This is a genomic window from Stenotrophomonas bentonitica (assembly GCF_013185915.1).
Lineage (GTDB): Bacteria > Pseudomonadota > Gammaproteobacteria > Xanthomonadales > Xanthomonadaceae > Stenotrophomonas > Stenotrophomonas bentonitica.
In genome coordinates this window covers 107,081-128,000 of record NZ_JAAZUH010000001.1, presented here as the reverse complement: position 1 = coordinate 128,000, position 20,920 = coordinate 107,081, and the positions used below count along the sequence as shown (strand labels likewise).

The 20,920-nt window shown below is 65.5% G+C and carries 16 protein-coding genes; 11 read left to right on the top strand and 5 right to left on the bottom strand.

Annotation, left to right across the window (positions count from 1 at the left end):
- The first annotated feature begins 59 nt into the window (after positions 1 to 59).
- The 8 genes from HGB51_RS00525 (at position 60) to HGB51_RS00490 (ending at position 9,831) form a co-directional block, all read left to right on the top strand.
- On the top strand, positions 60 to 551 hold the full coding sequence (locus tag HGB51_RS00525; protein ID WP_070207885.1) for a chemotaxis protein CheW: 492 nt from the start codon (positions 60 to 62) through the stop codon (positions 549 to 551).
- An 89-nt stretch (positions 552 to 640) separates the two neighbouring features.
- The gene (locus tag HGB51_RS00520; protein WP_070207884.1) at positions 641 to 1,024 is read left to right on the top strand and encodes a hypothetical protein; all 384 of its coding nucleotides are present in this window, start codon (positions 641 to 643) and stop codon (positions 1,022 to 1,024) included.
- Between the two features lie 94 nt (positions 1,025 to 1,118).
- Positions 1,119 to 3,485 (top strand): methyl-accepting chemotaxis protein, encoded by a 2,367-nt coding sequence (locus tag HGB51_RS00515; RefSeq protein WP_171966694.1) that lies wholly within the window; start codon positions 1,119 to 1,121, stop codon positions 3,483 to 3,485.
- Between the two features lie 162 nt (positions 3,486 to 3,647).
- Positions 3,648 to 5,900, top strand: coding sequence for a methyl-accepting chemotaxis protein (locus HGB51_RS00510; RefSeq protein ID WP_070206797.1), 2,253 nt, complete (start codon positions 3,648 to 3,650; stop codon positions 5,898 to 5,900).
- Between the two features lie 56 nt (positions 5,901 to 5,956).
- A complete protein-coding gene (locus HGB51_RS00505; RefSeq protein WP_070206796.1) occupies positions 5,957 to 6,823 on the top strand; it encodes a CheR family methyltransferase in 867 nt (288 codons plus the stop codon).
- Positions 6,820 to 7,416 (top strand): chemoreceptor glutamine deamidase CheD, encoded by a 597-nt coding sequence (gene cheD, locus HGB51_RS00500; RefSeq protein WP_070206795.1) that lies wholly within the window; start codon positions 6,820 to 6,822, stop codon positions 7,414 to 7,416. The genes HGB51_RS00505 and cheD overlap by 4 nt, the downstream gene beginning before the upstream one ends.
- Positions 7,413 to 8,480: a protein-glutamate methylesterase/protein-glutamine glutaminase gene (locus HGB51_RS00495; protein WP_070206794.1), complete on the top strand. Its 1,068-nt coding sequence runs from the start codon at positions 7,413 to 7,415 to the stop codon at positions 8,478 to 8,480. Before cheD ends, HGB51_RS00495 begins: the two co-directional genes overlap by 4 nt.
- Positions 8,481 to 8,532: 52 nt before the next feature.
- A complete protein-coding gene (locus tag HGB51_RS00490) occupies positions 8,533 to 9,831 on the top strand; it encodes a hypothetical protein (RefSeq protein WP_070206793.1) in 1,299 nt (432 codons plus the stop codon).
- A 121-nt stretch (positions 9,832 to 9,952) separates the two neighbouring features.
- Here HGB51_RS00490 and HGB51_RS00485 read toward each other — a convergent pair whose 3' ends face one another.
- From HGB51_RS00485 to HGB51_RS00465, 5 genes are all read right to left on the bottom strand, one after another.
- Positions 9,953 to 10,378: a hypothetical protein gene (locus tag HGB51_RS00485; RefSeq protein ID WP_141739041.1), complete on the bottom strand. Its 426-nt coding sequence runs from the start codon at positions 10,376 to 10,378 to the stop codon at positions 9,953 to 9,955.
- A 684-nt stretch (positions 10,379 to 11,062) separates the two neighbouring features.
- Positions 11,063 to 11,569, bottom strand: a complete 507-nt coding sequence (locus HGB51_RS00480; protein ID WP_070206791.1) for a hypothetical protein — start codon at positions 11,567 to 11,569, stop codon at positions 11,063 to 11,065.
- Between the two features lie 210 nt (positions 11,570 to 11,779).
- Complete coding sequence (gene acnB / locus HGB51_RS00475) at positions 11,780 to 14,365, bottom strand: bifunctional aconitate hydratase 2/2-methylisocitrate dehydratase (RefSeq protein ID WP_070206790.1); 2,586 nt, start codon at positions 14,363 to 14,365, stop codon at positions 11,780 to 11,782.
- Positions 14,366 to 14,425: 60 nt separating this feature from the next.
- Complete coding sequence (locus HGB51_RS00470) at positions 14,426 to 14,824, bottom strand: type II toxin-antitoxin system VapC family toxin (protein WP_070206789.1); 399 nt, start codon at positions 14,822 to 14,824, stop codon at positions 14,426 to 14,428.
- Positions 14,825 to 14,830: 6 nt separating this feature from the next.
- The gene (locus tag HGB51_RS00465) at positions 14,831 to 15,055 is read right to left on the bottom strand and encodes an AbrB/MazE/SpoVT family DNA-binding domain-containing protein (RefSeq protein ID WP_070206788.1); all 225 of its coding nucleotides are present in this window, start codon (positions 15,053 to 15,055) and stop codon (positions 14,831 to 14,833) included.
- Between the two features lie 271 nt (positions 15,056 to 15,326).
- Between HGB51_RS00465 and acnA the strand changes: the two genes are divergently transcribed.
- The 3 genes from acnA to HGB51_RS00450 all read left to right on the top strand — a co-directional run bounded on the left by acnA (position 15,327) and on the right by HGB51_RS00450 (position 20,787).
- Positions 15,327 to 18,080, top strand: coding sequence for an aconitate hydratase AcnA (acnA, locus tag HGB51_RS00460; protein ID WP_070206787.1), 2,754 nt, complete (start codon positions 15,327 to 15,329; stop codon positions 18,078 to 18,080).
- 165 nt (positions 18,081 to 18,245) lie between these two features.
- A complete protein-coding gene (locus tag HGB51_RS00455) occupies positions 18,246 to 19,922 on the top strand; it encodes a long-chain fatty acid--CoA ligase (protein ID WP_070206786.1) in 1,677 nt (558 codons plus the stop codon).
- A gap of 436 nt (positions 19,923 to 20,358) precedes the next feature.
- Positions 20,359 to 20,787 carry a YhfG family protein gene (locus HGB51_RS00450; RefSeq protein ID WP_171966693.1) on the top strand — a complete coding sequence of 143 codons (429 nt, stop codon included), beginning with the start codon at positions 20,359 to 20,361 and terminating at the stop codon, positions 20,785 to 20,787.
- Positions 20,788 to 20,920 lie beyond the last annotated feature (133 nt).

Below are 20,920 nucleotides of genomic sequence, written 5' to 3'. Positions count from 1 at the left end.
CGATATTGAGCGTGACGCCCCGGTTTTCCGACCGCCACGCCCGACCCAGGATTCCTTCCATGAACGACAGCAACCCCAACGCCGCCAGCAGCGGTGGCGAGTATCTCAGCTTCACCCTCGGCGCCGAGCACTACGGCGTGGACATCCTCAAGGTCCAGGAAATCCGCGGCTACGACTCGGTCACCCGCGTCCCCGATGCCCCCGACTACATCAAGGGCGTGATCAACCTGCGCGGCACCATCGTCCCGGTCATCGACCTGCGCCTCAAGCTGCGCCTGGACGAAGCCCGCTACGACGCCTTCACCGTCATGATCGTGCTCAATGTCGACAACCGCGTGGTCGGCATCGTCGTCGACAGCGTCTCCGACGTCATCCCGCTCAACGCCGACCAGATCCGCCCCACCCCCGAATTCGGCGCCGCCGTCGACACCCGCTTCATCTCCGGTATCGGCACCCAGGACGACCGCATGCTGATCCTGCTCGACATCGAAACCCTGCTCGACAGCGCCGACATGGGCCAGCAGGCCGCCGTCGAAGACGCCGCCGCCTGATCCGACACAAAAAGTCCTTCAGTTCTGTCGCAAATGGCCGATAGCTGGAATCAGGTATCACCATTCATAGTCCCCCGGAGAATTTCCCGATGAAGTCCCTGCTTGCCGTGTTCTCGGTTGCCGTCCTCGCCGCTTCCGCCTCTTCCGCCTACGCCCAGTCCGCCGAGATGATCCCGCCGGAGCTGGCAGCGCGCTCGGTCGGCAAGGACGGCATGGTCTGCGGCAAGGTCGAAAAGGCCCGCTACGCCGAAGGTTCCGAAGGCCAGCCGACCTTCCTGTACATGGGCGGCGCCTTCCCGCGCCACACCTTCTCGGCCCGCATCGCCGGCGCCAACCGCGGCAAGTTCAGCTTCCCGCTGGAAACCCTGGAAGGCAAGACCGTGTGCGTGATCGGCAAGATCGCCCGCGACGCCTCGCGCGCTGAAATCGAAGTCAGCTCGCCGGCCGGCCTGAAGCTCGCCAACATCAAGTAACCGACCCATGCCCCGCCACGCCGGCCTGCGCCGGCGTGGCTGCTGCAACCGGGCCTGAGACCCGGGCGCGTCTGCCACAGGAGAGTGCACCACCATGCAATGGATCAAGAACCTCAAACTGATGCCGAAGTTGATGTTGACTTTTGGCGTCATCCTGCTGGTGATGCTGCTGCAGGGCGTGGTCGCCTATCGCGGCCTGCACTCCCTCAACAACGTGACCACCGAACTGGCCGGCAACCGGATGGAAAGCATCCGCATGGCCGGCGAAATGCGTGGCATGCTCGGTGAATACCGCAACTCGGCCTACCAGGGCCTGATCCGCGCCAGCGACGACGTCAAGGCTGAAGCCAAGACCCGCGCCAAGGACCTGCGCGGCAACATCGACGCCTCGATCAAGAAGTACCCCGCGCTGATCGACAGCCCCCAGCAGAAGAAGCTGTTCGACGCCTTCGCCAAGGACTGGACCGACTCGCTCGCCTCCTACGACGCCGTCACCGAAATGCTCGAGCTCGACCTGCCGGACGATGCCATCGACACCTTCGTCGGCGAAACCCGCATGAAGCACCTCAAGGCCGCCAGCGCGCTTGAGACCCTGATTGCCGAAGACAACCGCCTCGCCCGCGCCTCGCGCGAAGAGGCCGAATCGACCTACGCCACCTCGGCCACCCTGACCGTCATCGCCCTGCTCGGCGGCGCCGCGCTCGGCCTGGTGCTGGTCTACCTGTTCGCCCGTTCGCTGGTCGGTGCCGTCCGCAGCGCGGTTTCGGTCTCCAACGACGTGGCCGGCGGCAAGCTCGACGGCCATATCGACGTCACCCGCCAGGACGAAGTCGGCGAGCTGATGCAGGCCATGCAGCGCATGCAGCGCGACCTGCGCGAACGCACCGAGACCGAGCAGGCCGTGGCCCGCGAGAACCTGCGCATCCGTACCGCGCTGGACTACAGCTCCACCGGCGTGTACCTGACCGACAACAACCTCAACATCGTCTACGCCAACCGCGCCCTGGAACAGACCCTGTCCCAGTACCAGGACGACCTGCGCACCAGCCTGCCGGACTTCGACGCCGGCACCAGCCTGGTCGGCCGCCCGCTGACCGTGCTCGAGCACCGTGGCGAAATGGACGCCAACCTGCTGGCCAACCTCAAGCAGCACGGCGTTGCCCGCCGCGCCATGCAGTTCGGTGACGCCCAGTTCGCCCAGGTTGTCTCCACCATCCGCAACGAAGAAGGCGAGAGCGTCGGCCACGTGGTCGAATGGCGCGACCGCACCCCCGAAGCGCTGGTCGAAGCCGAAGTGGCCCGCGTCATCGCCCAGGCCGCCGCCGGCGACCTGTCCGGCCGCATCAGCGCCGAAGGCAAGGACGGCTTCTTCCTGCAGCTGGCCCAGCAGATCAACGGCCTGCTCGATGCCAATGCCTCCAGCATCGAACAGATCTCCGGCCTGCTCACCGCGCTGTCGCAGGGCGACCTGACCGTACGCATGCACGGCGAGTTCGAGGGCGTGTTCGCCACCATGCGCGACGACGCCAACGCCACCGCCGAACAGCTCAGCGGCATCGTGACCAAAATCAAGCATTCCAGCCAGGCGATCAGCACGGCTGCCAGCGAAATCGCCAGCGGCAACAGCGACCTGTCGCGCCGTACCGAACAGCAGGCCGCCAACCTGGAAGAGACCGCTGCCTCGATGGAGGAACTGACCTCCACCGTGCGCCAGAACGCCGAACATGCCCGCCAGGCCAACCAGCTCGCCATCGGCGCGCACACGGTGGCCTCGCAGGGCGGCGACGTGGTCGGCCAGGTGGTCACCACCATGAGCGCGATCCAGACCTCGTCCAAGAAGATCGCCGAGATCATCTCGGTGATCGACGGCATCGCCTTCCAGACCAACATCCTGGCGCTGAACGCCGCGGTGGAAGCGGCCCGCGCCGGCGAACAGGGCCGCGGCTTCGCCGTGGTCGCTTCCGAAGTGCGTACCCTGGCCCAGCGTTCGGCCGGTGCGGCCAAGGAGATCAAGGGCCTGATCGACGACTCGGTCGGCAAGGTCAACGACGGCTCGGCCCTGGTCCACAAGGCCGGCGCCACCATGGGCGAGATCGTCGCCTCGGTGCAGCGCGTGACCGACATCATGGCCGAGATCTCCGCCGCCTCGCAGGAACAGTCGGCCGGCATCGAACAGGTCAACCAGACCGTCGTGCAGATGGACGAAACCACCCAGCAGAACGCCGCGCTGGTGGAAGAAGCCACCGCTGCCGCCCGCGCCATGGAAGAACAGGCCGGCCACCTCAGCGACGCCGTCTCGATCTTCCGCCTCGACGAGCGTGAGGTGCCTGCACCTGCACCGGTCGCTGCACCCGCACCGCGCGTGGCCGCCCGTCCGGTGGCTGCCGCTGCACCGGTACGCAAGCCGGCCAGCCGTGCAGTCGCCGCCGAACTTGCCGAAGGCGACTGGCAGGAGTTCTAAGCGCTACGCCTTCGCGTGACGTGCAACAGACCAGGCCCCGGTGCGCATGCACCGGGGCCTTTTCATATCCCAGCCTGAATGCGCTCAGTTCGCACGACTCAATCCGACGCGCCTGCGGCCGATAACTCTTTTGCCGTCCCCCGCAGCAGAAGACCCGAATACATGAATCTCGCCAGCCGCTTCTCCAACCTCTCCGTCAGGGGCAAGCTCAACCTGCTCACCGCCCTGATCGCGCTCGGCGTGATCGTCCTCGCCATGATCGCCGCCCGCATCCAGTACCTGGACCTGGCCGAGACCCGCAAGGACAGCCTGAAGACCCAGGTCGAACTCACCTACGGCATCCTGGACCACTACAAGCGCCTGACCGACAGCGGCGAGCTCACCGAGGAAGCGGCAAAGAGTGCGGCCCTGCAGGCCCTGCACAGCATGCGCGGCGACAACGACGCGGCGTACTACAACGTGCTGGCGACCGACTACACCCTGCTGATGCACCCGTTCGCGCCCGACCGCGTCGGCAAGGTGCAGAAGGACTACGTCTCCAAGGACGGCGTGCCGCTGTACCGGCAGCAGGTGGACCTGGCCAGGCAGAGCGGCGGCTTCACTTACTACTCGACCACCAAGCCCGGCAACGGCGACGCCTTGATCGAGAAGGCCACCTACGCCGGCATGTATGCGCCGTGGCAGTGGGTGGTCACCAGCGGCGTGTACATGGACGACGTGCAGTCCGACGCGCTGGCCTTCACCGGCATCATGGCCGGCAGCGGCGGCGCCGTGGTGCTGCTGGTGCTGGCCCTGAGCTGGCTGATCGGCAACCGCATCACCGGACCGCTGCGCCAGGCCACCAGCGTGGCCGAGAGCATCGCGCGCGGCAAACTGGACAGCCGCATCGGCGTGCAGGCGCAGGACGAACCCGGCCGCCTGCTGGAAAGCATGGGCCGCATGCAGCAGCAGCTGCACGCGGTGATCGGCGCCCAGCGCGAGATGGCCAGCCAGCACGACGCCGGCCAGACCACCTACCGCATGGACGAAGCTGCTTTCCCGGGCGAGTACGGCCTGATGGTGCATGAAACCAACACCCTGGTCGGCGCGCACGTGCAGACCATGCAGGACGTGCTCGCCGTGGTCCAGCGCTATGCCATCGGCGACCTCAGTGCCGACATCGCCCGCTACCCGGGCGACAAGGCCGCGATCAGCAACACCGTCGACGCGGTCAAGCACAACCTGGCCAGCATCAACGCCGAGATCAAGCGCCTGGGCGCCGCGGCCGCTGCCGGCGATTTCAGCCAGCGCGGCGACACCGCCCGCTTCGACCACGATTTCGCGCAGATGATCGCCAGCCTCAACGCGATGATGCAGGTCAGCGACGACAACCTCGGCAAGCTCTCGCAACTGCTGTCGGCGATTGCCGAAGGCGACCTCACTGCGCGCATGCACGGTGACTACCAGGGCGTGTTCGCGACCATGCGCGACGACGCCAACGCCACCGTCGCGCAGCTGACCCAGATCGTCGGCCAGATCCAGCAGGCCGCCGGCAACATCAACCTGGCCGCCGGCGAGATCGCCACTGGCAACAGCGACCTGTCGCGCCGTACCGAACAGCAGGCGGCCAACCTGGAAGAAACCGCCGCCTCGATGGAGGAACTGACCTCCACCGTGCGCCAGAACGCCGAACACGCCCGCCAGGCCAACCAGCTCGCCATCGGCGCACACAGCGTCGCCTCGCAGGGCGGTGAAGTGGTCGGCCAGGTGGTGACCACCATGAGCGCGATCGAAGCCAGCTCCAGGCGCATTGCCGAGATCATCTCGGTGATCGACGGCATCGCCTTCCAGACCAACATCCTGGCCCTGAACGCGGCGGTCGAAGCGGCCCGTGCCGGCGAACAGGGGCGTGGCTTCGCCGTGGTCGCCTCCGAAGTGCGCACCCTGGCCCAGCGCTCGGCCGGTGCGGCCAAGGAGATCAAGGGCCTGATCGACGACTCGGTGGCCAGCGTGGCCGACGGCTCGGCGCTGGTCCACAAGGCCGGCACCACCATGGGCGAGATCGTCGCCTCGGTGCAGCGCGTGAACGACATCATGGCCGAAATCTCGGCGGCCTCGCAGGAGCAATCGGCCGGCATCGAACAGGTCAACCAGACCGTGGTGCAGATGGACGAAACCACCCAGCAGAACGCCGCGCTGGTGGAGGAAGCCACCGCCGCCGCCCGCGCCATGGAAGAACAGGCCACCCAGCTGGCCGACGCGGTCTCGATCTTCCGCCTCGACAACCAGGTGGCCGCCGCGGTCAGCGCGGTGGCCGCCCGCGTAGCGCCGCCCGCGCCGCTGCGCAGCGTAAAGCCGGTTGCCGCCAAACCTTCGCCCGTAATGCGCGCTCCCCGCACCACCCCGGCCGACGACACCAACTGGCAGGAATTCTGAGGTAGAGCGGGGCTCTGCCCCGCTTCCCACAGCCCCCCATTCTCCCGAGTGCGCCCGTGACCACGCCAACCGCCCCTGCCACCACCGCCACTCCCCACGGTCGCGAATTCGAATTCGCCGACCGCGACTTCCGCCGGATCTGCGACCTGATCTACCAGCGCGTCGGCATCTCGCTGGCCCCGGCCAAGCGCGACATGGTCTACGGCCGCCTTTCGCGGCGCCTGCGCGCGCTCGGCCTGCGCAGCTTCCAGGACTACCTGGACCAGCTCGAAAGCCAGGGCGGCGACGAATGGCAGGCGTTCACCAACGCCCTGACCACCAACCTCACCGCCTTCTTCCGCGAGCCGCACCACTTCGAAAAGCTCGACACCGAACTCCGCGCACGCACCGGCAACGGCACCCTGCAACTTTGGTCGTGCGCCGCCTCCACCGGTGAAGAGCCCTACTCGATGGCGATCACCGCCTGCGAAGCGTTCGGCACCCTGAAGCCGCCGGTGCGGATCCTGGCCACCGACGTGGACACCCAGGTGCTGGCCACCGCCAGCAAGGGCGTCTATGCCATCGACCGCGTCTCCGGCCTCGATCCGGCGATCAAGAAACGCTATTTCCAGCGCGGCAGCGGCCCCAACGAAGGCCAGTGCCGCGTGCATCCCGCGCTGCGCGAGTTGATCGACTTCCGCCCGCTCAACCTGCTGGCGCCGCGCTACGACGTCGGCGGCCCGTTCGACGCCCTGTTCTGCCGCAACGTCATGATCTACTTCGACAAGCCCACCCAGCGCGGCATCCTCTCGCGGCTGATCCAGCACATGGGCGACGACGGCCTGCTCTACACCGGGCACTCCGAAAACTACCTGCACGCCGCCGACCTGATCCAGCCCTGCGGCCGCACCCTGTACAAGCGCGCTCCCGGAGCCCCGGCATGAACCTCGCCGCCCGCACCGACGAGGTGATGCGTTACTACGACAGCCGCTTCAAGGTCACCGCCGCCAAGCTGCTGCCGACCCAGTACCTGGTGGTCGACGACGAAACCGCGCTCACCACCACCCTGGGGTCGTGCGTGGCCGCGTGCCTGCGCGACCCGGTGCTCAAGATCGGGGGCATGAACCACTTCCTGCTGCCCGAAGGCAACGTCGGCGACGGCGCACCCGCCCGCTACGGCAGCTACGCCATGGAACTACTGATCAACGACCTGCTCAAGCGCGGCGCACACCGCAAGCGCCTGGAAGCCAAGGTGTTCGGCGGCGCCAACGTGCTCAAGGGCTTCACCAGCAACCCGGTCGGCACCCGCAATGCCGAGTTCGTGCGGCAGTACCTGCAGGCCGAGCACATTCCGGTGCTGGCCGAAGACCTGTGCGGCATCCATCCGCGCAAGGTGTGGTTCTTCGCCGACACCGGCCGCGTGGTGGTGCAGCGCCTGCCGCATGCGCACGAAGCCGAAGTGGCCGCAACCGAATCGGCGGTGCGTGCGCGCCTGTCGCGTGCCCCGGTCACCGGTGGCGTGGAGCTGTTCGAATGATCAGTGGTTCGCCCGTACGTGTATTGATCGTGGACGACTCTGCCGTCGTACGGCAGATGCTGAGCGAGATCCTCGCCAGCGACCCCGGCATCGAAGTGGTCGGCACCGCCGCCGACCCGCTGCTGGCGCGCGAGAAGATCAAGCGCCTGGCGCCTGACGTCATCACCCTGGACGTGGAAATGCCGCGCATGGACGGGCTGGCGTTCCTGGAAAACCTGATGCGGCTGCACCCGCTGCCGGTGGTGATGATCTCCTCGCTCACCGAGCGCGGCGCCGACACCACCCTGCAGGCGCTGGCGCTGGGCGCGGTAGACTTCATCTCCAAGCCCAAGCTCGACGTCGCGCGTGGCCTGCAGGGCTATGCCGAGGAGATCATCGCCAAGGTCAAGATGGCCGCGCGCTCGCGCGTGCGCACCCTCGCCCGCCCGATCGCCCCGCGCGTCACGCTCGACCCCGTGGCGCCCTCGCCCGCGCGCTCCATCCAGTTCCGCACCACCGACCGCCTGATCGCCATCGGCGCCTCCGCTGGCGGCACCGAAGCGCTGCGCGTGGTGCTGGAAGGCATGCCGGCCGACGCGCCGGCAGTAGTGCTCACGCAGCACCTGCCGGCAACGTTCAGCACCGCCTTCGCCGAGCGCCTGGACCGCCATTCGGCGATGTCCGTGCGCGAAGCCAGCGACGGCGAGGCCGTGCTGGCCGGCCACGCCTACCTGCCCCCGGGCGGCAAGCACCTGCGCGTGATCCGCGACGGCGCCCGCTGGCGCTGCCGCGTCGACGACGGCCCGGCAGTGAACCGGCACAAGCCGGCCGTGGACGTGCTGTTCCGCTCCGTAGCGGAAAGCGCCGGCGCCAACGCCATCGGCGCCATCCTCACCGGCATGGGCGACGACGGCGCGCGCGGCCTGCTCGAACTGAAAAACGTCGGCGCGCCTACCCTGGTCCAGGACGAAGCCACCAGCGTGGTCTGGGGCATGCCCGGCGCCGCGTTCAAGCTGGGCGCTGCCGAAGAGCAGGTGCCATTGGAACGGATCGCCGAACGCCTGATGGCGCTGGCGCGTGGCTGATACCATGCAGCCCGCGTTCCCCGCTGCACTGCAATCATCAAGGAGCTTCACCGTGAAGGGATCACCCCGTACCGCAGCCACCCTGCTGCTGGCCAGCCTGCTGCTCGCCGGCCCCGCCGCCGCGCAGGACCCGGACCCCGTTGCCGACGCCCGCGTTCGCATCTTCGGCCAGAACGGACGGGCCATCACCATGTACACCAATGCGGTCTGTCGCGACATGTATGACGACCGGCTGGAAGTCGTGCGGTCCGTCGAGGACACCTTCGGCACCCTGTTGAAGGGTGCACCCGACAACGTCTCGCTGGGCATTCCCATCACCGACACCGTGCGCAACATGAAGAGCGTCATGTTCTCGCGGCCCAACTACCAGGAACTGCTGGTCGCCGGCGGCCAACCGCTGATCTTCGACGGACGCATCGAAGGCGGCACCATGCCGAGAAGCTATCGGCACGGGCCGGACATAAGCTATCACTGCGAACGTCCCCCGACCCTCCAGTTCACCCCCGAGCCGGGCAAGGACTACGAGGTGGTGATGACGGTCTCCGGTGGCATGTGCCGGATCAGCGCCAACGAGGTCCACGCCGATGGCGGCCTGGCGCCTGCCCCTCTCAAGATGCCGAAAGCGCAGTGCCCCGATCCAAAGGTTGACGCACCGCTTGCCACGTCAGCCGAAACGACTCAGACCCCGGCGGAGCCGATCGACGAGCCCTACAACGGCCCGCTGCGGGACTGGAAGGCCACCGTACTGGTCGGCGATGGCGCAGCCAGGGAGCTGGCTGACGGACAGCAGGGCGACCTTGTGCTGCGCGTGCTGACCCGTGGCCGGGCCAAGGGTGCAAAGATCGGGGAGCTGGCGCTGAAGTTCTATGGCGGCGGCGGCCTGAGCCGGTTTGCCGTCAAGAACCCCAAGGGAGGCAAGGTTGACGAAGTGCTGAGTCCTGCCGTCGAGTTGATGCCGGGCCTGCTGCGCGCGCAGTTGACCGAGTATTTCAGCAAGTACCCCGGCCGGGTTCCCCTTGACCTGCGCACGGTCCAGCCCCTGGGCGGACACTGGTCGCTCATCTACCAGGAACGTGCCGGCTCCACCGATCCGTACGAGCTTCGGCATGAAGCCATGATCAGCTTCTCACCGCCGCTGGACGGCATGAAGGAGACCGTCATCCGCTGCATGGACGAGCGCCGCCTGGCCACACTGGACGAATGGGAAGCCGACGATTACGCCAAGGTCAGGGCCGCCGCGCAGGAATTCGCCGGTCGCTGCATCGCGCGCTTCGCCACCCAGCTGCCAAAGCTGTTCCCGCCCGCCGCCGCACCCGTGCAGACGCCGCCGCCGGTTGCCCGCGCGGACTGATCCGGAGCAGAAAAATACCCCGACCGCGTGCCAATGGCAGAGACGGTACCGGGGTTTACAAGCCTATGATAGCCCTTGGCAAGGCACTATCAAACCGCCTGATTTCTCTGCTCGCAGCGTGTCACCGACCAGTCCTCGTGCCACAGCGGCCATCACTTTCAATGACAGCAATTGCATTGTAGATGTCGCCCCAAGGTCCTTCTGGCACCACGTAAGACAGCAGCGCTTCTCCGGAATCATCTGGCCCCTGGAATCTGGACAACGCCGCCTTCAGCTCAGGCAATGCGCTACGAGCGCGACAGCCCGCGAGCCTCAACACGTCCGCAACGTAGCCGATGGTTGCTTCGTCTGATGTGGCAAGCAGCGGGATCATCGTTTCAACCTCCTGTGCTGCCCCGTGCCGAACCTCACTTGCAGGCAGCGCTCTGACCTTCAGATAAGTAGCCCTTGCACCCTCAACCTGACTACCAGAAGGCTCGGCCGAGTGCGTGCAACCCATGTATCCAAGACTGAGGGACAGAACCAATGCCGTCACAATCACCTTCATTGTCATCACCTCAGGGCCAGACACTTCAAACTCCATGATAACGGGCGCCATGTGCGCACATCGCGTAGACGCAAGCAAAAACCCCCGACTCACACCGGGGGTTTCTTCATTCAACACATCAACCGATCACGAGACTCAGGCAGCCTTCCGGTGCGCGATCGCGCCGCGCCAGCCTGCAGTGCGCAACGGTAGGGTTGGTTCCCAAACAACCGCCGATAAAGGCTCCAGATCCGATGACGCATGACCCGTAATCAACGCCGCCTCTCCGTTCCGGCGTCATGAACACCGGACGGCCGGCTTCGGACACATGTCAGCGGCGGTGATGGCATCCGAGCCGCGTTGTTGCGGCTTCGGATGCTTGGGCCGCGCGTTGCGCGGTTGCCACGCTACCACGCGTATCCCGTTGTTGCGGGCATGCCCGGGCGCGTGGCGACGCGATGGTTGAATCGGCGCCCGTTGCCCATGAGGCGCGGCGTGGCACTACGAATTGCTGGCGAACGCAATAAGACCAGGATAAACCGGCAAAAAGACCCCGGGTTTCACCGGGGTTTTCATTCAACACATCAACCGATCACGAAACTCAGGCGGCGACCGCCTTGGCCACGTCCTGATATTCCTCGATCTGGTCGAAGTTCATGTAGCGGTAGATGTTCCCGCATTTGGCATTGGAGACGTCCGGCATGCTTAAGGTTGCGGCCGCTTGGGCGGCAAGTCAGCGCAGGATCCAATGAATGGAAGCATCCTTGGACCGCTTGCAACCGTTACAGTTCCCAACGTTGCCAAGTCCCCAAACGGCTTGTCGCTGTAGATGCCCTGCACGGTGATGGGGCACAGAGCCTCGTACTTCCAGTCTCCGTCGCCAGGGATAGGACGCATCTCGGCAAATGCGGCCTCCAACGTTGCCTGGTCCATTTGCACCGCGATGCCACCGATTCCTTTCTGGTACAGAAAATAGTCTTTCCCGGGATACAGAACCAGCTGGCCAAAACCGCGGACGAGGTATCCACTAATTTCGATCCGCCGCCCCGCGTACCGCTCCTGAGAGCCCCAAAGATCACCAAAGGAAAGTGCACAGGTCTGGCCCTTCCCCTCGCCATAGCAATGTGGCGGCGCTGCAACCGCCGCGGCTTCCGCGGCCAACGCGGGCGCAAGTAGCAGCCCGCCAAGGACTGGAATACTTAACACTCGCATCAGATCACTCCCTATGACCGCATGCGCTCGTCCTGCCATCAGCGACCGACGCGTCCATGCGTTTTTCTATCTGCGTAGTATCTCAATCAGCCTTAGCAAGAAATAGCGACGCACTGCGCAGAGTTGAGTCATCGACAACTCATCCGCAAACAAAAAACCCCCGGCTCGCACCGGGGGTTTTTCATTCAACACATCAACCGATCACGAAACTCAGGCGGCGACCGTCTTGGCCACGTCCTGGTATTCCTCGATCTGGTCGAAGTTCATGTAGCGGTAGATCTCCTTGCCCCTGGCATCCAGCACGCCGATGTCGGCCATGTACTCGGCCTTGGTCGGAATGCGGCCCAGGCGCGAGCAGATCGCGGCCAGCTCGGCCGAACCCAGGTACACGTTGGAGTTGCGGCCCAGACGGTTCGGGAAGTTGCGGGTCGAGGTCGAGAACACCGTCGCACCTTCGCGCACCTGTGCCTGGTTGCCCATGCACAGCGAGCAGCCCGGCATTTCCATGCGCGCACCGGCGGTGCCGAAGGTGCCGTAATGGCCTTCCTTGGTCAGCTCCGAGGCGTCCATCTTGGTCGGCGGGGCCACCCACAGCTTGGTCGGGATGTCGCGCTTGCCCTCCAGCAGCTTTGCAGCCGCACGGAAGTGACCGATGTTGGTCATGCACGAACCGATGAAGACTTCATCGATGGCCGCACCGGCCACGTCCGAGAGCGTCTTGACGTCATCCGGATCGTTCGGGCAGGCCACGATCGGCTCGTGGATGTCGGCCAGGTCGATTTCGATGACCGCGGCGTATTCGGCGTCGGCATCCGGCTCCAGCAGCTCCGGGTTGGCCAGCCACGCTTCCATCTTCTCGATGCGGCGCGCCAGCGAACGGGCGTCCTGGTAACCCTCGGCAATCATCCACTTCAGCAGCGTGATGTTGCTGGTGAGGTACTCGATGATCGGTTCCTTGTTCAGGTGCACCGAGCAACCGGCAGCCGAGCGCTCGGCCGAGGCGTCGGACAGTTCGAACGCCTGCTCCACCTTCAGGTCCGGCAGGCCTTCGATTTCCAGGATGCGACCGGAGAAGATGTTCTTCTTGCCAGCCTTGGCCACGGTCAGCAGGCCCGACTTGATCGCGTACAGCGGAATCGCGTTGACCAGGTCACGCAGGGTCACGCCCGGCTGCATCTGGCCCTTGAAGCGCACCAGCACCGATTCGGGCATGTCCAGCGGCATCACGCCGGTGGCGGCGGCGAACGCCACCAGGCCCGAGCCGGCCGGGAACGAAATGCCCACCGGGAAACGGGTGTGCGAGTCGCCGCCGGTGCCGACGGTGTCGGGCAGCAGCATGCGGTTGAGCCAGCTGTGGATCACGCCGTCGCCCGGACGCAGCGACACGCCGCCACGGGTGGAGATGAACTCCGGCAGGGTGTGGTGGGTCTTGACGTCGACCGGCTTCGGGTACGCCGCGGTGTGGCAGAATGACTGCATCACCAGGTCGGCCGAGAAGCCCAGGCAGGCCAGGTCCTTCAGCTCGTCGCGGGTCATCGGGCCGGTGGTGTCCTGCGAGCCCACCGAGGTCATCTTCGGTTCGCAGTAGGTGCCCGGGCGCATGCCCTGGCCTTCCGGCAGGCCACAGGCGCGGCCAACCATCTTCTGCGCCAGCGAGAAGCCCTTGCCGGTATCCGGCGGGTCCATCGGCAGGCGGAACAGGTCGGTCGGGGCCAAGCCCAGCGCTTCGCGCGCCTTGGCGGTGAGGCCACGGCCGATGATCAGCGGAATGCGGCCACCGGCGCGCACTTCGTCGAACAGCACGTCGGACTTCACCTGGAACTCGGCGATGACCTGGCCGTCCTTCAGCGCTTTGCCGTCATACGGACGCAGCTCGACCACGTCGCCCATGTTCATCTGCGACACGTCCAGCTCGATCGGCAGCGCGCCGGCGTCTTCCATGGTGTTGTAGAAGATCGGGGCGATCTTCGAACCCAGGCACACGCCGCCGAAACGCTTGTTCGGAATGAACGGAATGTCTTCGCCGGTGAACCACAGCACCGAGTTGGTGGCCGACTTGCGGCTCGAACCGGTACCGACCACGTCGCCCACGTAGGCGACCAGGTGGCCCTTGTCCTTCAACGATTCAATGAACTTGACCGGGCCGCGCTTGCCATCTTCTTCCGGCTCGATGCCATCACGCTTGTTCTTCAGCATCGCCAGGGCGTGCAGCGGGATGTCCGGGCGGGTGGTGGCGTCCGGCGCCGGCGACAGGTCGTCGGTGTTGGTTTCGCCGGTCACCTTGAGCACGGTGATGGTCAGGCTCTGCGGCACTTCCGGGCGGCTGGTGAACCACTCGGCGTCGGCCCAGCTCTGCAGCACGGACTGCGCGAAGGCGTTGCCGGCCTTGGCCTTTTCCTGCACGTCGTGGAAGGCGTCGAAGACCAGCAGGGTCTTCTTCAGCGCGTCGGCGGCGATGGCGCCCACGGTGCTGTCGTCCAGCAGCTGGATCAGCGGCGCGACGTTGTAGCCGCCCAGCATGGTGCCCAGCAGTTCGGTGGCGCGCTCGCGCGGGATCAGCGCGTTGGTTTCGCTGCCAAAGGCGATCGCGGCCAGGTACGAGGCCTTGACCTTGGCGGCGTCATCCACGCCGGCCGGAACGCGGTGGGTCAGCAGCTCGACCAGGAAGTCGGCTTCGCCGGCCGGCGGGTTCTTCAGCAGTTCGATGACGTCGGCCGTCTGCTGGGCGTTCAGCGGCAGCGGCGGGATGCCAAGCGCGGCGCGCTCGGCTACGTGGTGGCGGTAGGCTTCCAACATGACAACTCCCGGGTGATTCTCGAAGAATGCGATTGAATGAAACGGTTAAAAAAAGAGGGCTCAGGCGTTCGGCACGATCAGCTTCAGGCCCTTGAAGTAGTCGCGGTAAAACTTGTCGTTCCAGGTGATCAGGCCGTCGCACTGCAGCAGCGCGTGCGCGCCGACCATGAAATCGTCCAGGCTGCGCCGGCTGTCCCCGCGCTGGCGATGGCGGCGGTGCATCTCGCCCGCGCGCAGGGCCGACTTGGCTTCCAGCGCGTTGAAATGGACGCCCATTTCCTCCAGCGCTTCCAGCACCTCGGCACCGCCGCGCAGGCTGGCACAGACTTCAGCGAGGGTCGCCCCGCACACCACCACCTTGCCGCCAACCAGGCTCTGGCGCAGGCAGGCCTCCACGGCATCGGCCTGCGGACCATTGCTCAGCAGCTCGACCAGCACCGGGGAATCGACGGCGATCATCCAGGCTTATCCCTCGTCGCGCACGGCGCGCACGGCCGCCTCGGCCGACTCGAAGCCGTCCAGCGAGAACTTGCCACGCGCCCGTGAAATGGCATCGTCGACGCTCTTGCGCAGGATGATGCGGCTGCCGTCGAGCTCCACCTTCAGCTGGGTGCCCTTGGTCAGGCCAAGCGCGTCGCGGACCGCCTTGGGCAAGGTGATCTGTCCGCGTTCTGCAACGGTGGCTTCCATCGGTAGGCCCTCAAAAGTATGTACGAATTATACATACTTGGCCCCGCATACTTCCACTCGACCCTGTTCAGCCTCGCCGCCTTCATCCGGCCAAGGCCCTGCCACACCAATGACACAGGCGATACATAGGTATAGGTAGCCTGAGGCCCTGCCGAAGTCCGGTGCATGGCTGAAGGGTTCATACTGGAAGCCACTGCCGGCGCCTGGCCTCCGGCAACCGCAAGCAGGCCCCCGGGCCACTGCAAGCCATCCGCAAGAGGAGTTTCCCCGCATGAGCGACTCGTTCTCCACCCGCAGCCAGCTGGACGTCGGCGGCACCACCTACGACTACTTCAGCCTGCCCAAGCTCGGACAGCAGTTCGACATCTCCCACCTGCCCTATTCGATGAAGATCCTGCTGGAGAACCTGCTCCGGCACGAGGACGGCGGCGCCACCGTCGGCCGCGACCACATCGAAGCGGTGGCACGCTGGAACCCGGCCGCCGAGCCGGACATCGAAATCGCCTTCATGCCGGCCCGCGTGGTCCTGCAGGACTTCACCGGCGTGCCCTGCGTGGTCGACCTGGCCGCCATGCGCGACGCGGTGGTCAAGCTGGGCGGCCGCCCGGAACAGATCAATCCGCAGATCCCCTCCGAACTGGTCATCGACCACTCGGTGCAGGTGGACGTGTTCGGTACCCCGGACGCACTCGACCTCAACGGCAAGATCGAGTTCCAGCGCAACCAGGAGCGCTACGGCTTCCTGCGCTGGGGGCAGAAGGCATTCGACAACTTCAAGGTGGTGCCGCCCAACACCGGCATCGTCCACCAGGTGAACCTGGAGAACCTGGCGCGCGTGGTGATGACCGCGGACAAGGATGGCAAGGCGGTCGCCTACCCCGACACCGTGTTCGGCACCGACAGCCACACCACCATGATCAACGGCATCGGCGTGCTCGGCTGGGGCGTGGGCGGCATCGAGGCCGAAGCGGCCATGCTCGGCCAGCCCTCCTCCATGCTGATCCCGCAGGTGGTGGGCTTCAAGCTCACCGGCCGCTTGCCCGAAGGCGCCACCGCCACCGACCTGGTGCTGACCGTCACCCAGATGCTGCGCAAGCACGGGGTGGTCGGCAAGTTCGTCGAGTTCTTCGGCGCAGGCCTGCAGCACCTGCCGCTGGCCGACCGCGCCACCATCGGCAACATGGCCCCCGAGTACGGCGCCACCTGCGGCATCTTCCCGATCGACAACGAGTCGCTGAACTACCTGCGCCTGTCCGGCCGCAGCGAAGAACAGATCGCGCTGGTCGAGGCCTACGCCAAGGCCCAGGGCCTGTGGCATGACGCCAACACCGCCCACGCCAGCTACAGCGCCACGCTGGAACTGGACATGGGCGAGGTCAAGCCGTCGCTGGCCGGTCCCAAGCGCCCGCAGGACCGCGTGCTGCTGCAGGACGTCAAGCAGAACTACCGCGACAACCTCGGTGGCCTGACCACCAACCGCGACAAGCGCAGCGACGACGTCTCCAAGTTCGTCAACGAAGGCGGCGGCGCGGCGGTCGGCAACGAACAGCTTGCCAAGGGCTATGCCGATGTCGACCTGGACGGCACCCGCTTCCGGCTCAAGGACGGCGCGGTGGTCATTGCCGCCATCACCTCCTGCACCAACACCTCCAACCCGGCGGTGATGATCGGCGCCGGCCTGCTCGCCCGCAACGCGGCGGCCAAGGGGCTGGACCGCAAGCCGTGGGTGAAGACCTCGCTCGGCCCGGGCTCGCGCGTGGTCACAGACTATCTTGAAAAAGCCGGCGTGCTCACCGAGCTGGAAAAGGTCGGCTTCTACGTGGTCGGCTACGGCTGCACCACCTGCATCGGCAATTCCGGCCCGCTGCCCACCGAAGTCAGCGCCGGCATCGCCAGCGGCGACCTGGTGGTGACCTCGGTGCTGTCGGGCAACCGCAACTTCGAGGGCCGCGTGCACCCCGAAGTGAAGATGAACTACCTGGCCAGCCCGCCGCTGGTGGTGGCCTACGCCATTGCCGGCACCACCGACATCGACCTGACCACCGAGCCGCTCGGCACCGGCAGCGACGGCCAGCCGGTCTACCTGCGCGACATCTGGCCGAGCAACAAGGAAATCGGCGACGTCATCGCCGCGACCATCGGCCCGGAGATGTTCAAGCAGAACTACGCCGATGTGTTCAAGGGCGACAGCCGCTGGAACACCATCCAGTCGCCCGACGGCAACCTGTACGAATGGGACGGCAGCTCCACCTACATCAAGAACCCGCCCTACTTCGACGGCATGACCATGCAGGTCGGCCACATCGACGACGTGCACGGGGCGCGGGTGATGGGCCTGTTCGGCGATTCGATTACCACCGACCACATCTCCCCGGCCGGCAACATCAAGAAGGACTCCCCGGCGGGCCGCTTCCTGCAGGAGCGCGGCGTGCAGCCGGCCGACTTCAACAGCTACGGCAGCCGCCGCGGCAATGACGACGTGATGGTGCGCGGCACCTTCGCCAACATCCGCATCAAGAACCTGATGTTCGGGGGCGAGGAAGGCGGCAACACCCTGTACTACCCCGCCGGCGGCGGCGAGCCGCAGAAGCTGGCCATCTACGACGCCGCCATGAAGTACAAGGCCGAGGGCGTGCCGCTGGTGGTGTTCGCGGGCAAGGAGTACGGCACCGGCTCCTCGCGCGACTGGGCGGCCAAGGGCACCAACCTGCTGGGCGTGAAGGCGGTGATGGCCGAGAGCTTCGAGCGCATCCACCGCTCCAACCTGGTCGGCATGGGCGTGCTGCCGCTGCAGTTCATGGCCGGCGAGAACGCCCAGATCCTGGGCCTGGACGGCTCGGAGGTGGTGGACGTCACCGGCCTGGCCGATGGCGCCAGCAAGACCGCCACGGTCACCGCGACCCGCGCCGATGGCACGGTGAAGACCTTCCAGGCCCACGTGATGCTGCTGACCCCCAAGGAGGTGGAGTACTTCAAGCACGGCGGCCTGCTGCAGTACGTGCTGCGCCAGCTGGCGGCCCGCTGAGCCCCCTGCCCCCTTCCATTCAGGAAGGGGGCCTCTCCACGTGGCCTGCACGCTTTATTCACAGGGCCTTCGCGTTTTCCATTCGGACCGGTATGCTGCCGGGGACCGAATCGACGGATACTGTCCGTCAGCATCACAACATCCACGTTTCCTGGAGGGGGAATAATGAGTCTGGAACGTCCCTGGCTGAAGAGCTATCCCAACGGCGTACCCGCCGAAATCGACGTCAATGAGTTCCATTCGGTGTCGGCCGTGTTCGACACGTCGGTGGCCAGGTTCCGCGACCGTCCCGCCTACTCCAGCTTCGGCAAGGTCCTCACCTATGGTGAAACCGACGCCCTGGTCGAAAAATTCGCCGCCTACCTGCTGGGCGAGCTGAAGCTCAAGAAGGGCGACCGCGTCGCCCTGATGATGCCCAACTGCCTGCAGTACCCGGTGGCCACCTTCGGCGTGCTGCGCGCCGGCCTGACCGTGGTCAACGTCAACCCGCTGTACACCGCGCGCGAACTGAAGCACCAGCTGGTCGATTCCGGCGCCTCGGTCCTGGTGGTCGTGGACAACTTCGGCGACACCGTGCAGCAGGTCATCGCCGAGACCCAGGTCAAGCAGGTCATCACCACCGGCCTGGGCGACATGCTCGGCGCCAAGGGCGTGCTGGTGAACTTCGTGCTGAAGTACATCAAGAAGATGGTGCCCAACTACGCCCTGCGCGGCGCGATCCGCTTCAACCAGGCGCTGAAGCTGGGCAGCAACCACACCCTGCCGAAGGTGGAGCTGGACCACGACGACGTGGCCTTCCTGCAGTACACCGGCGGCACCACCGGCGTGGCCAAGGGGGCCATGCTGACCAACCGCAACCTGGTGGCCAACATGCAGCAGGCCTCGGCGTGGATCTCCGCGTCGGGCATTGAAATGGGCAAGGAGTGGATCATCACCGCCCTGCCGCTGTACCACATCTTCGCATTGACCGCGAACGGGCTGGTCTTCATGAAGTTCGGTGGCTGCAACCACCTGATCACCAACCCGCGCGACATGAAGGGCTTCGTCAAGGAGCTCAAGTCGACCCGCTTCACCGCCATCACCGGCGTCAACACGCTGTTCAACGGCCTGCTCAACACCCCCGGCTTCGACGAGATCGACTTCTCCTCGCTGAAGGTCACCCTGGGTGGCGGCATGGCCGTGCAGCGTTCGGTCGCCGAGCGCTGGAAGAAGACCACCGGCGTCACCCTGGTCGAAGCCTACGGCCTGACCGAAACCTCGCCGGCCGCCTGCATCAACCCGCTCAACCTGGCCGAGTACAACGGCGCGATCGGCCTGCCGATCCCGTCCACCGACGCCTGCGTGAAGGACGACAACGGCGTCACGATGGCTGCCGGTGAAGTCGGCGAACTGTGCATCCGTGGCCCGCAGGTAATGAAGGGCTACTGGCAGCGCCCGGAAGACACCGCCAAGGCGATCGACGCCGACGGCTGGCTGCACACCGGCGACATGGCGCGCATGGACGAGAACGGCTTCTTCTACATCGTGGACCGCAAGAAGGACATGATCCTGGTGTCCGGCTTCAACGTGTACCCGAACGAAGTAGAAGACGTGATCGCGATGATGCCCGGCGTGCTCGAAGTGGCCGCAGTAGGCGTGCCCGACGAAAAGTCCGGCGAAATCGTCAAGGTCGTGATCGTCAAGAAGGACCCGAACCTGACCGCCGAAATGGTCAAGGAACACGCCCGCGCCAACTTGACCGGCTACAAGCACCCGAAGATCGTCGAGTTCCGCAAGGAACTGCCGAAGACCAACGTCGGCAAGATCCTGCGCCGCGAACTGCGCGACGCACCGGCCGCATAAGCACCGGCAACACGCACCACCCGAACGCCCGCGAGCAAAACTCGCGGGCGTTCTGCTTTCCAAGCCAGGGATGCACCGCATATGCCGGATACGCCGGATACGCCGGATACGCCTTAAGCGTAGTGACACGCCATGCGTGTCAAGAGCAACCGACCACCTGTACTACCATGAAACCTCACTCACGCTCCACGACACGGGAATCCCGTCCAACAGGCGCATCACCGCATTACCTCCCGTCGTGGTTATGGCACGCCAATCTAGCGAAGAGTTGGAATGTCGCCATGGCGGTAAAATGTCCACCTGTCTCCTGACGTCTTTGCGTTGGCTTCCTGCCCCCACCAGCAGGCTCGCCAACTCCCCTCTCGGAACAGCAGTTATGAGTCGAGCAGCATCCTCAACGGTCAGCATCGGAGACATACTCTCGGTCGAGTCACCGATGCATCTTCGTTCGATCGGCGCTTTTGCCTTGCTCAAAGCGTCACTGAGCTCAGCCTTGGGGCTGAACATTGCGACACGAAGCTGGGACACACTTTATAGACTGATAGTCGATGTTCAGGCTGTGGCTTTGGAACCTGTTTCGATCGATGTCAGTCTTCCGGACCATCCAGCCGACTCTGCAAGGTGCCGCTTATCGATGGCCCTTCTGAGCGCTACTTCCGCCAAAGACCGGTTGGTACAAACTAGCGCCGTGATTTCCCAAGCCATCGAACGGCTCGTTGCCGCCGCCAGTGACCCTTCGGTTCAATTCCAGGCACGGCGATCGCGCAACTTTCACTACAGCTGTCGACTCGAAGGGATCGACATGGCCAAGGTCAAACACGCAGATTCGCTGCAGTCCATTTTGGATCAACGCCGTCGACGCTGACTTGCATCGGAAAGATGACACGGTCGGACTTGAACGAATCTGCGCAATCCACCCCACGACGCGCGCGAGCAAGCATCACGGCGGACGTGCGGCCCAAGCCCCAATACCCCCACCACGCAAGGCGTATGGGCGT

Excerpts from the sequence above, each read along its gene's own strand:
- HGB51_RS00465 (WP_070206788.1), bottom strand. The coding sequence starts at position 15,055 with ATGGAAGCCACCGTTGCAGAACGCGGACAGATCACCTTGCCCAAGGCG.
- HGB51_RS00485 (WP_141739041.1), bottom strand. The coding sequence starts at position 10,378 with ATGAAGGTGATTGTGACGGCATTGGTTCTGTCCCTCAGTCTTGGATAC.
- HGB51_RS00520 (WP_070207884.1), top strand. The coding sequence starts at position 641 with ATGAAGTCCCTGCTTGCCGTGTTCTCGGTTGCCGTCCTCGCCGCTTCC.
- HGB51_RS00450 (WP_171966693.1), top strand. The coding sequence starts at position 20,359 with ATGCATCTTCGTTCGATCGGCGCTTTTGCCTTGCTCAAAGCGTCACTG.
- HGB51_RS00525 (WP_070207885.1), top strand. The coding sequence starts at position 60 with ATGAACGACAGCAACCCCAACGCCGCCAGCAGCGGTGGCGAGTATCTC.
- acnB (WP_070206790.1), bottom strand. The coding sequence starts at position 14,365 with ATGTTGGAAGCCTACCGCCACCACGTAGCCGAGCGCGCCGCGCTTGGC.
- HGB51_RS00455 (WP_070206786.1), top strand. The coding sequence starts at position 18,246 with ATGAGTCTGGAACGTCCCTGGCTGAAGAGCTATCCCAACGGCGTACCC.
- HGB51_RS00515 (WP_171966694.1), top strand. The coding sequence starts at position 1,119 with ATGCAATGGATCAAGAACCTCAAACTGATGCCGAAGTTGATGTTGACT.
- acnA (WP_070206787.1), top strand. The coding sequence starts at position 15,327 with ATGAGCGACTCGTTCTCCACCCGCAGCCAGCTGGACGTCGGCGGCACC.
- HGB51_RS00510 (WP_070206797.1), top strand. The coding sequence starts at position 3,648 with ATGAATCTCGCCAGCCGCTTCTCCAACCTCTCCGTCAGGGGCAAGCTC.
- cheD (WP_070206795.1), top strand. The coding sequence starts at position 6,820 with ATGAACCTCGCCGCCCGCACCGACGAGGTGATGCGTTACTACGACAGC.
- HGB51_RS00495 (WP_070206794.1), top strand. The coding sequence starts at position 7,413 with ATGATCAGTGGTTCGCCCGTACGTGTATTGATCGTGGACGACTCTGCC.
- HGB51_RS00480 (WP_070206791.1), bottom strand. The coding sequence starts at position 11,569 with ATGCGAGTGTTAAGTATTCCAGTCCTTGGCGGGCTGCTACTTGCGCCC.
- HGB51_RS00470 (WP_070206789.1), bottom strand. The coding sequence starts at position 14,824 with ATGATCGCCGTCGATTCCCCGGTGCTGGTCGAGCTGCTGAGCAATGGT.